This window comes from Clostridium sp. DJ247, assembly GCF_014231265.1.
This window is the reverse complement of sequence record NZ_JABAIW010000004.1, coordinates 49,303-61,216: the sequence shown is the minus strand read 5'-3', so window position 1 is coordinate 61,216 and position 11,914 is coordinate 49,303. Positions and strand designations below refer to the sequence as shown.

10 protein-coding genes are annotated in these 11,914 nt (G+C 30.8%); 9 read left to right on the top strand and 1 reads right to left on the bottom strand.

The genetic code is table 11. The annotated features are described in order from the left end of the window. The first annotated feature begins 53 nt into the window (after positions 1-53). A complete protein-coding gene (gene holA, locus HGI79_RS02865; RefSeq protein WP_185649217.1) occupies positions 54-1,106 on the top strand; it encodes a DNA polymerase III subunit delta in 1,053 nt (350 codons plus the stop codon). 113 nt (positions 1,107-1,219) lie between these two features. Here holA and rpsT read toward each other — a convergent pair whose 3' ends face one another. Continuing rightward, positions 1,220-1,486: a 30S ribosomal protein S20 gene (gene rpsT / locus HGI79_RS02860; protein ID WP_185649216.1), complete on the bottom strand. Its 267-nt coding sequence runs from the start codon at positions 1,484-1,486 to the stop codon at positions 1,220-1,222. Positions 1,487-1,756: 270 nt separating this feature from the next. On the opposite strand from rpsT, the gene gpr reads away from it, so the two are divergent. The 8 genes from gpr (at position 1,757) to dnaK (ending at position 11,792) form a co-directional block, all read left to right on the top strand. Continuing rightward, on the top strand, positions 1,757-2,731 hold the full coding sequence (gene gpr / locus HGI79_RS02855; protein ID WP_185649215.1) for a GPR endopeptidase: 975 nt from the start codon (positions 1,757-1,759) through the stop codon (positions 2,729-2,731). Between the two features lie 407 nt (positions 2,732-3,138). Then, complete coding sequence (locus tag HGI79_RS02850; RefSeq protein ID WP_395939497.1) at positions 3,139-4,227, top strand: stage II sporulation protein P; 1,089 nt, start codon at positions 3,139-3,141, stop codon at positions 4,225-4,227. A 107-nt stretch (positions 4,228-4,334) separates the two neighbouring features. Continuing rightward, the gene (locus HGI79_RS02845; protein ID WP_185649214.1) at positions 4,335-4,688 is read left to right on the top strand and encodes a hypothetical protein; all 354 of its coding nucleotides are present in this window, start codon (positions 4,335-4,337) and stop codon (positions 4,686-4,688) included. A gap of 138 nt (positions 4,689-4,826) precedes the next feature. Then, on the top strand, positions 4,827-6,635 hold the full coding sequence (gene lepA / locus HGI79_RS02840) for a translation elongation factor 4 (RefSeq protein ID WP_185649213.1): 1,809 nt from the start codon (positions 4,827-4,829) through the stop codon (positions 6,633-6,635). A 37-nt stretch (positions 6,636-6,672) separates the two neighbouring features. Continuing rightward, complete coding sequence (gene hemW, locus HGI79_RS02835; protein WP_185649212.1) at positions 6,673-7,827, top strand: radical SAM family heme chaperone HemW; 1,155 nt, start codon at positions 6,673-6,675, stop codon at positions 7,825-7,827. A gap of 191 nt (positions 7,828-8,018) precedes the next feature. Further along, positions 8,019-9,056, top strand: coding sequence for a heat-inducible transcriptional repressor HrcA (gene hrcA, locus HGI79_RS02830; protein WP_185649211.1), 1,038 nt, complete (start codon positions 8,019-8,021; stop codon positions 9,054-9,056). Between the two features lie 57 nt (positions 9,057-9,113). Beyond that, a complete protein-coding gene (gene grpE / locus HGI79_RS02825) occupies positions 9,114-9,764 on the top strand; it encodes a nucleotide exchange factor GrpE (protein WP_185649210.1) in 651 nt (216 codons plus the stop codon). A 174-nt stretch (positions 9,765-9,938) separates the two neighbouring features. Continuing rightward, positions 9,939-11,792, top strand: coding sequence for a molecular chaperone DnaK (dnaK, locus tag HGI79_RS02820; RefSeq protein ID WP_185649209.1), 1,854 nt, complete (start codon positions 9,939-9,941; stop codon positions 11,790-11,792). The last annotated feature ends 122 nt before the right edge of the window (positions 11,793-11,914 follow it).

Below are 11,914 nucleotides of genomic sequence, written 5' to 3'. Positions count from 1 at the left end.
TTCACTGGAAAATTCCATATATAGTAGCTTGCTTATAGTGAGAGGTGTTAAAAATGATAGATATATTTGCTCTTCAACAAAATATAAAGCAGAACAAAATAGAGAACTGTTATGTATTATGCGGTAGTGATGAACAGTTAATAAAAGAAGGGGTAAGTTCTATTGTCAACAAAGTTATAGATAAAAATTTTATGGAATTAAATTATGTAAAATTTGATGGTAATTCCGTAGAAAGCTTTGATACAATAGTTAATGCTTGTCAAACCTTACCCTTCATGAGTGAAAAAAAGGTAGTGCTTATATATAGAGCTGCTTTTATTCAGGATGAAAAGAGTGGAAACAGTAAACTTTCAAGCGATAAAGCATTCAATGAAATACTTAACTATGTAGATAAGATTCCTGAACATTGTGTGCTTATAATATATGATGTATTTAAAAGTAAGCGTGATAAACCAGGGAAAAGAATAAATAAACTGGATAAGAAAGTTTCTGTAGTTAAGGCTGATAAAATAAAAGGCCTACAATTAGAAAACAAAGTAAAGAATTTTTTCGAAATTAGAAATAAAGATATAGGGAAAATAGAATTAAAAATTTTCTGTGATTTAATGGAAGAAAATAACTTGAGCAGTATTGAAAATGAGGTAGAAAAGCTTTGCTGTTATGTAGATGATAGAGATATAACAAAGGAAGATATCAAAAGTTTATTCTTAAAAAGTAGTGATGACGATATTTTTGATTTAGTTAATCCTATATCGCATAAGAAAGTTAAAGAAGCTTTAGAAGTTATGAATGAACTTATATATAGAGGTGAAAAGATTCCTTATATTTTGAATATGGTTGAAAGACAGTTTAACTTATTGTTTAGAGTAAAACTTGGAATACAGTGTGGTAAGAATAAACAAGAAATTATAAAAGAATTAGGTAGATTTAATGTAAGGTCTGAATATGCAGTAGATATGCTTATAAAACAAAGTAAGAAATTTACATTAAGGCAAATACAACATGCACTAGAGCTTTGTATCAATACAGAACAAAAAATGAAGAGCTCATCTTTAAATGAAAAAACAGAACTGGAACTGTTAATTATAAATGCAATAGCAGGGTAAGAAGAATAAAGTGAAACTTGAATCAGATGGGGTTTCATATAAAGATGGGAGTATTAGAGCGGGTAGTTATCAGATAAAATAAATAACCGGTTAACATATAACCGGTTCATTTATTAAGCGCTTAGGTTATTTAATTTTGCTGCTAATCTTGATTTGCTTCTTGCTGCTTTATTTTTATGTAATACGCCCTTTGAAGCAGCCATATCTAACGCTTTAACAGCAGATACGAAAGCAGTTTTAGCTGTTTCAACATTGCCACCTTCAACAGCAACTAAAAATTTCTTTATAACAGTTTTTAATGCTGATTTGATCATTTTGTTTTGAAGAGTTTTAGTTTCAGTAACTTTTATTCTTTTCTTAGCTGATTTTATATTTGCCATAGTTTCACCCCCTTATATTTTTATAGGGTCTCAACAGCTTTGGGGAAATTCGCTAGTGAGTCTCATTTATTCAACAAATGATATTATAGCATTAAACTTTGTGTACTTCAAGCATAATTTTAATTAAACATTATAATTAATAGAAATGAAATTAAATTATGTTTTGAACTTTGATGTAAACATTATATTTCCTGTTATTTAAAGGGGAATATGAATATAAATTAAGGAAAACCTAATAACAAATTAATTTGTTATTAGGAGAGTGAAGTTATGATTAGTATAAGAACAGATCTGGCAGTAGAAGCTAAAGAGATTTATCAAAAAGAAAACAATGGGGATATATCTGGAGTGGAAGTAGAAGAAAGTCAGGAAGGAGATATAAAGATAACCAGTGTTAAAATAACAAATGACATTGGGGAGAAAATGATGAGAAAGCCAAAAGGTACATATATAACTATTGATATGCCTCGCTTTACTCATTATGATGGGGAAACTATGGATGAGGTTAGTAGAGCTTTAGGAAAAACTCTGTCTGATATGGTTAAAATTGATGATAGTATGACTGCATTAGTAGTTGGATTAGGAAATTGGAACATAACTCCAGACGCATTAGGTCCTAAAGTTGTATCTAAGCTTATGGTAACCAGGCATTTAAAACAACTTGTACCAGATCAAATTGATGAAAGAATAAGACCAGTATGTGCTATAGCTCCAGGAGTTTTAGGGTTAACTGGAATAGAGACCGGAGAAATTATAAAAGGTGTTGTAGATAAAATCAAACCCAATTTAATAATATGTATAGATGCATTGGCTTCAAGAAAAATGGAGAGAGTAAATTCTACTATACAAATAGGAAATACTGGGATTTCACCAGGGTCAGGAGTAGGAAATAAGAGAATGGAGATAAGTGAAGAAAGGTTAGGTATACCTGTTATTGCTATTGGGGTGCCAACGGTTGTAGATGCGGCAACTATGGCAAATGACACTATAGATATGGTTTTAGATCAAATGATAACTCAGTCAAAGCAGGGGGGACAATTTTATAATATGCTAAAATCTATAAATAAAGACGAAAAACAGAGAATGATTCAGGAAATATTAGATCCGTACGTGGGAAATCTCATGGTAACACCTAAAGAGGTAGACTTGGTTATAGACTCCGTCTCTAAGGTTATTGCTAATGGCATAAATATAGCTCTTCAACCAGCCTTAGAGTTGGAAGACATAAATAGATTTCTTAGTTAGTGTGGTGCACGGTTAAAATTTAACTTATACGACCGGATATGTTGACAAACTTCAGCACGTTAAAAACTTTTAATCAGTCTAAAGTTCGTGTTTAAGAAAATCTAAGAACCTTATATAAACTCGCTGCACTCAAACATATATAAGGTTCTAAGATTTTCTAAAACACTTCGCTAAGACTGATAAAAAAGTTTTTAAATGTGCTTTCAGTTTTGTCAACATATCCCTACGTATAAGTTAAACTTCCACTTTCGAACTATAAGTAGGGCTTAAAATCGGAAATTTAGTTTATATTAAGTAATAAATTTAAGAGACCTCTCATATAAATCTAATGTGGATTAACACTACCATAAGTAGATTTACATGAGAGGGGGGAAACTGCTTTGAATTAGTTCATAGCGGTGCAATTATTGAACTACAGAAAGATAAATAAGGTAAATGTAAATAATGATTTTAAAGTAAAGGCTTGTACTTTAATGATAAGCTTAATTTTAGTGATTATTTTACCTTGTATGGTTAGGGCAAACTCTTATAACAGTAATACAAAGGGAAATATGTTATATGTTCAGCTGTTAAATTATGCTATGCCTGTGATTAAGGCTACTGCTTTCAACGAAGATGATATGGCAGAGAGTAATTTTACTATAACTCGCTTTATGTTAAGTATGGTTGGTTTAGATTTAAATAATCCTTTGTCCGTGCTTAACAGAGAAATAGCTTTTATTGGACCTAATAATGGAGATAACGGTAGTTCGGTGAATGTGAGTTTTAATCATTTTAAGTTAGATGATAAGCAAATATCAAAGATTGATGGAAATATAAATTCAAATAATACTCAGGATTTAAGCTTAGAAAACAAAGTTGTAAATGTATATGACCCTAAGCTGAAGAAGACTATTAATGCTAATAAACCTGAAGTATTGATATATCATACTCATACTACAGAAAGTTATAAACCTGGAAAACCAGATAGTTTTGATAATACTCAGAATGTTGTGGCTGTTGGTGATGCATTAATTAATGAACTTCAGTCTAATTATGGTATATCATCAATAAATGATAAAACAGTTCATAATGCAGAAGCCTATAACCAGAGTTATGCTAGATCAGTGGTAACTTTAGATAAATATTTAAGTGAATATAAAGATTTTAGATTGATAATAGATATGCATAGAGATTCAGTTGAAAATAAAAAAGCTGTTACAATAAAAATGAATGGGGAAAATGTAGCAACCTTTGCGTTAGTTATGTCTAGAAAAAATCCTCATTTTGAAAAAAATATGGCACTGGCCAATAAGATAATGGATGTCTCTAATAAGTTATTTCCTGGTTTTTGCAAAGGTGTTATATATTATAATTATGGTACTAGATATTTTAATCAAGATAGAAGCAACAATGCTGTTTTAATAGAAGTAGGTGCAGATATTAATACCAGTGAAGAGGCAAAAGCATCTGCAAAATATCTTGCTAGAATCATAGCTGAGGTCTTAAATAAATAAAACTTATTGTAAAATATTACGAGAAATTGAATAAAAAATATAAAAAAGCACATCCTTAATGATAGGTAAAATAAGAGTTTTTAATTCCTATTAGGGGGTGCTTTTTTATGGTAAAAAGCAAAATTAAGGGTATTCTATTAATTACTTTCATCTGTTTAATGATAGTATTTTATGGGTTTATAGTTATCAGTGGAAGCTTGCCTAAGTTTATAAAAGACAGGTCTGCACTAAAGATAAATTATAATTTGTCTCCTTTTGATTTTACAGTAGATATAAATGATTATTCATTATATGTAAACCAAAAAGTTTTTATAAATGTAAAAAATGGCTCTGTGAGATTATTTAATAATATAGAAAGTAGTATACATAATAGTGTAAATAGTGTTATGAATAGGACTTCTCAAGTATATAAAAGTATGGAAGATCAGATTAGGGAGGTATTTCAAAATAGAGTAAAATAACTTACATACAATGTACTTTTCACTGTAATGCTCTTATGTTATAATGTACTATGGCTATTTATATAGTGAGATAATACTAAGATTTGCAAGGTTGTGCAAATCTTTTAAATTGTAATTAATAATGGAGGGTAAAATCATATGCAGAGCGAAAGACAAAAGTATATAAGAAATTTTTCAATAGTTGCTCATATAGATCATGGTAAATCTACACTTGCAGATAGATTAATAGAAAAAACAGGTACCCTTACGGAAAGAGAGATGGACTCACAGGTACTTGATAATATGGAGCTAGAAAAGGAGAGAGGAATAACTATTAAATCACAAGCTGTAAGGCTTGTTTATAAAAGGCCAAACGGTGAAGAGTATATTTTAAATCTAATAGATACTCCGGGACATGTAGATTTTAATTATGAAGTTTCAAGAAGCTTAGCGGCTTGTGAAGGTGCAATACTTGTAGTAGATGCTACTCAAGGAATACAGGCGCAGACCTTAGCTAACTGCTATCTTGCTTTAGATCATGATTTAGAAATAGTTCCTGTAATAAATAAGATAGATTTAGCTAGTGCAAGACCAGATGAGGTAAAAAAGGAAATTGAGGATATTATTGGTATAGAAGCTAGTGATGCCCCAATGGTTTCTGCTAAGACTGGTTTAAATATTGAAGATGTATTAGAAGCTGTAGTTGAAAAAGTGCCAGCACCTACTGGCGATGAAAATGATCCACTAAAAGCACTTATATTCGACTCTTATTATGATAGTTATAGAGGTGTTGTATGTCATATAAGGGTTAAAGAAGGAACTATAAAGCCAGGCACACAGATAAAGCTTATGGCAACAGGGAAGGTGTATGAAGTTGCTGAAACGGGAATATTTGTACCTAGATATATGTCTATACCAGAACTTAAAGCTGGTGATGTTGGATATTTTACAGCCTCTATTAAGAATGTAAGAGATGCTCGTGTGGGTGATACGGTAACAGAAGCAAAAAGACCTGCATCTGAAGCATTAGAAGGCTATAGACCAGCAGTTCCTATGGTTTATAGTGGTATTTACCCTGTAGATGGTGCAAAATATGGAGAATTGAAAGAAGCCTTAGAAAAGTTACAGGTAAATGACGCTGCCTTAGCTTTCGAGCCAGAAACATCTATAGCCTTGGGATTCGGATTTAGATGCGGATTTTTAGGTCTTCTACACATGGATGTTATACAGGAAAGAATAGAAAGAGAATTTAATTTAGAAATTATAACAACAGCACCATCTGTTATATATAAGATTGGAAAAAATGATGGGTCTGTTATTGAGCTTACAAATCCAACAAATCTTCCAGACCCAACGGAAATAAAATATATGGAAGAACCTATAGTGAAAGCAGCAATAATTACTCCTTCTGATTATGTAGGAGCGGTTATGGATCTTGCACAAAATAGACGTGGAACCTTTAAAGACATGCAATATATAGATACTACTAGAGTTACTCTAAATTATGAAATACCATTAAATGAAATAATATATGATTTTTTTGATGCTTTAAAGTCTAGGAGTAGAGGATATGCTTCTTTGGATTACGAATTAGCAGGCTACAAAGAGGCTAAATTAGTGAAATTAGATATACTCTTAAATGCAGATGTAGTAGATGCATTGTCTATGATAGTTCCTCAGGAGAGAGCATATGATAGAGGAAGGTCTATAGCTGAAAAGCTAAAAGAAATAATACCAAGACAGATGTTTGAAATACCTATTCAAGCAGCTGTAGGAGGAAAAGTTATAGCTAGAGAAACAGTAAAAGCTATGAGGAAAGACGTTTTAGCTAAGTGCTACGGAGGAGATATAAGTAGAAAGAAAAAGCTTCTAGAAAAGCAGAAGGAAGGTAAAAAGAGAATGAGACAGGTAGGTTCTGTTGAAGTTCCACAAGAGGCATTTATGGCTGTGTTAAAAACAGAAGATTAAAATGCTGAAATATATTATTTGAATAGTTGGTGTTTTTATGGATAAAAAATATGGTGTTACTAAAAAATCTGAAGAAACTGCTTTATATATTCATATCCCTTTTTGTAAACAAAAGTGTTTATACTGTGATTTTCCGTCATTCTGTGGAAAAGAAAGACTTATGATAGATTATTCAAAGGCTTTAGCTAAAGATATAGAAAGTATTGGTCATAGAAAAGTTAATACCATATTTGTAGGTGGGGGTACTCCCACCTATTTATCTTTAGAGGCTTGGGAAAATATAGGTCAATCTATAGATAACTTATATAAAAGTAATGAGTTAGAATTTACCGTAGAAGGAAATCCAGGAACCTTTAGTGCCGAAAAACTTATGTATTTAAAGAAACTAGGAGTAAATAGACTTAGTATAGGACTTCAAGCTTGGGATAACTCAACTTTAAAAGACATAGGAAGAATACATACTGTTGAGGAATTTATTCATGGTTATAAGCTAGCTAGGGAATTAGGCTTTAACAATATAAATATAGATTTAATGTTTGGGTTACCTAATCAAAGCTTGGATAGCTGGAAAAGAACTTTAGAAAATGTTGCTGCATTGTCTCCAGAACATATCTCTTGTTATAGTTTAATAATTGAAGAGGGTACACCTTTTGAAAAGATGTATCACAACGGAAGTCTGAGTTTGCCAAGTGAAGAAGTAGAAAGGGAAATGTATAGGTACGCAGTAAATTTTTTAAGATTAAATGGATATAATCAGTATGAAATATCAAACTTTGCAATGCCAGAAAAAGAATGCAAACATAATCTAGTATATTGGAATTTAGGCAATTATATAGGGTGTGGAGCAGCTTCACATTCGTATATAGATGGTTATAGGTATAGAAAAACTGAAAATATAGAAGAATATATAAAGGTTATTAATTCGTATAAAGATATAAAATTAGATAAGCATAAGAATTCAATAAAAGATGATATGGAAGAATTTATGTTTATGGGGCTAAGAAAAATAAATGGTATTTCTATTGAGGAGTTTCAAAATAGATTTAACAAAGATATTTTTGAAGTTTATGAAAGTGTAATAAAAACATATTTAGATAATGGCATGATAGTTAGAAAAAATAATAGATTATATTTAAGTGCCAGAGGAATAGAGGTATCTAACAGTATAATGTGCGATTTTATTTTAAGTTAATATAAAATCATAATGCGATTTTAAGAGAAAAACGAAGAAAAAGATAAGCTTTTGAATATAATTAAGAAAATTATTTTATATAACTTAATAAACTGATTTAAGTGAGGTTGACAAATAAAATTATGAGTGATATTTTTTAATCATAGCAATTAGCACTCAATAACACTGAGTGCTAATAAAGAGGTGATATTATGGAAATGGATGAAAGAAAGATAAGAATACTTCAGGCTATAATAAATGATTATATAAATACAGCTGAGCCTGTGGGATCCAGAACCATAGCAAAAAAGTATGATTTAGGTATTAGTTCAGCTACTATAAGAAATGAAATGGCTGACTTAGAAGACATGGGATATTTAGAGCAACCGCATAGTTCTGCGGGTAGAAGACCTTCCAATAAAGGTTATAGGTTGTATGTAGATAGACTAATGCAAATACCAAATTTAACAGTAGAAGAGCAGTATGCAATTAAGGAACTAATTATTGATTCAGCATTATTTGAAATAAATAAGATAATAAGACAGACTACATCTTTGTTATCTGAGCTCACAAAACTTACATGTATAGTAAAAACACCTTCTTTAAACACAAGCTATATAAAGCATATACAGCTTATAAACATAGACTCTAATAATATTTTATTGGTAATAATAACAGGTAGTGGTATAATAAAAAACAATATTATAAGAGTTGGAAAAAATGTAAGTCCTGATTTATTGGTTAAGCTAAGTAATATATTGAATGCTAGGCTAAGAAATCTAAACTGTGACCAAATAAACCTTGAGGTTATAAATAACCTTAGAAAGGACTTGGAAGGTCATGAAGATATATTCAGTGCTATAATACCGGTATTGTATGAGAGCTTAAGTAATAGAAACACTAATGAAATTTATACAGAAGGTGCAGTGAATATGCTTAATTACCCGGAATTTAAGGACATAGATAAGGCAAAAGATTTTTTATCATTGTTAGATAACAAAGATAAAATAAATAGTTTGTTAAATGGTGAATCAAGTATTTCCGTAAAAATAGGTACAGAAAATTATACTGAAGGTGCCGAGGATTGTAGTGTGGTTTCGGCAGTTTATAATTTGAAGGATAAACCTATAGGTGAAATAGGTATAATAGGACCTACTAGAATGCAATACTCAAAAGTTATATCTATATTATCTAATGTGGTTAAAGAACTTAACATCATGTTAAATCATATATATTATGATGATAGATAACATTCATTTTAAAACAAATAAACAATTTATAAATGCTAGATTGGAGGGTTTGTTGAAATGTTCAACGACGAGGATAAAAAGATTGAAGAGCCTATAGAAAGCAGCACTCAGGAAGATATACAAAATTCTAAATCTGCAGAATCTAATTCTGAGAAAATCAATAATGAAGAAAAAGAACAATCTTTAAATGAGGATACCGTAAATGAAAAGATGGATGCAGAAGAAGGTGAAAATTCTATAGATGTTTTACAATCCTTATTAGAGGGATTAAGACAAGAAAATATTAAAGTAAAAGATGAAAATGAAGCCTTGAAAGATAGATTAGCTAGAACAGCAGCCGAGTATGAAAACTTTAGAAAAAGAACAGTAAAAGAAAAAGAAGGCATATATACGGATGCTTGTGAAGATGTATTAACACAAATACTTCCTATTCTTGATAACTTAGAAAGAGCTGTATCTGTAGATGGAAATATTGACGACTTGAAAAAAGGAATAGAAATGACTTTAAGGCAATTTAACACTTCACTGGAAAAATTAAATGTTGAAGAAATAGAATCTTCTGGTGAGTTCAATCCACATCTTCATAATGCTGTAATGCATATAGATGATGAACAGTATGGAAAGAATCAAATAGTTGAAGTATTTCAAAAAGGTTATAAAAGAGGTGATAAAGTTTTAAGATACAGTATGGTTAAAGTTGCAAATTAACTAATACAACATAGTAATTTTTAGCTTAGAATATTATACTTAAACAAAAAACTTTGTTTACTAAATGTAACTTAACGTTAAAAAATTTTTAAGGCAAATGAGTTTCATATGATATAAAAACAATCTTTAATTACTAAATCAGAATACATTTTAAATACTAGGAGGTATATTAACATGGCAAAAGTAATAGGTATTGACTTAGGAACAACTAACTCTTGTGTAGCAGTTATGGAAGGTGGAGAACCAGTAGTTATAGCAAATGCAGAAGGTGCAAGAACAACTCCATCAGTAGTATCATTCCAAGCAAATGGAGAAAGACTTGTAGGTCAAGTTGCAAAAAGACAGTCAATAACAAATCCAGATAAAACAATAATATCAATAAAAAGACATATGGGAACAAACCATAAAGAAAGTATAGATGGAAAAGAATATACTCCTCAAGAAATATCAGCTATGATACTTCAAAAAATCAAAGCTGATGCAGAGGCTTATCTTGGAGAAAAAGTAACTCAAGCTGTTATAACAGTTCCAGCTTACTTTAATGACAGCCAAAGACAGGCTACAAAAGATGCTGGTAAAATTGCAGGACTTGAAGTATTAAGAATAATAAACGAACCAACTGCAGCATCACTTGCTTATGGTTTAGATAAAATGGATACTAACCAAAAAATATTTGTATATGACCTTGGTGGTGGTACTTTCGACGTATCTATCCTAGAATTAGGTGATGGTGTATTTGAAGTTAAATCTACAAATGGTGATACACGTCTTGGTGGAGATGATTTCGATGAAAAAATAATGAACTATATAGCTGATACCTTTAAAGCGGAAAATGGAATAGATTTAAGAAATGATAAGATGGCTCTACAAAGATTAAAAGAAGCAGCAGAAAAAGCTAAGATTGAGTTATCAGCTTCAACTCAAACCAACATAAATCTTCCATTTATAACTGCAGATGCAACAGGTCCAAAGCATATAGATATAAATTTAACTAGAGCTAAATTTAATGAGTTAACACATGATTTAGTTGAAAGAACTATTGAACCAATGAGAAAAGCGTTAAATGATGCTGGTCTTACAATTGATCAGATAGATAAGATTGTACTTGTTGGTGGTTCAACAAGAATTCCAGCAGTTCAAGAGGCTGTTAAGAATTTTACAGGAAAAGAACCATCAAAGGGAGTTAATCCAGATGAATGTGTTGCTGTAGGTGCAGCTATACAAGCTGGTGTTCTAACTGGAGATGTAAAAGACATATTACTTCTAGATGTTACACCATTAACACTTGGAATAGAAACATTAGGTGGAGTTGCTACTGCTCTAATCACAAGAAACACAACTATACCAACTAAAAAGAGTCAAGTATTCTCAACTGCTGCAGATGGTCAGACTTCTGTTGAAATTCACGTTGTTCAAGGTGAAAGACAAATGGCTGCAGATAACAAGACTTTAGGAAGATTTACTCTATCAGGAATAGCTCCTGCTCCAAGAGGAATTCCTCAAATAGAAGTTGCTTTTGATATAGATGCTAATGGTATAGTTAATGTATCAGCAAAAGATAAGGGAACAGGAAAAGAAGCTAACATTACAATTACTGCATCAACAAATTTATCAAGTGATGAAATAGATAATGCAGTAAAAGAAGCTGAAAAGTTTGCTGAAGAAGACAAAAAGAGAAAAGATTCAATAGAAGTTAAAAATAATGCTGACCAAGTTGTTTATCAAACAGAAAAAACACTAAAGGATTTAGGAGATAAGGTTTCAGCAGAAGATAAAGCTACTATAGAAGATAAAATTAAAGCAGTTAACGCAGTTAAGGATGGTACAGATTTAGAGGCTATAAAGAAAGCTACTGAAGATTTAACTCAAACATTCTATGGAATATCATCAAAGATATATCAAGCTGCTGGTGAACAAGGAGCACCTGGTGCTGGATTTGATCCAAATAACATGGGTGGAGAAAACACAGATACAAAAAAAGATGATAATGTAGTAGATGCTGATTTTAAAGTTGAAGATGATAAGTAATTTTTTCTTCTTCACGCTTTAAAAGAAAGTGTGTATAATATATATTGAAATGCTTAAGGGAGGGTATATATCCTTCCTTAATTTTAAGTATAAAACTAAACATAAAGTAATAAGTTTTGAAG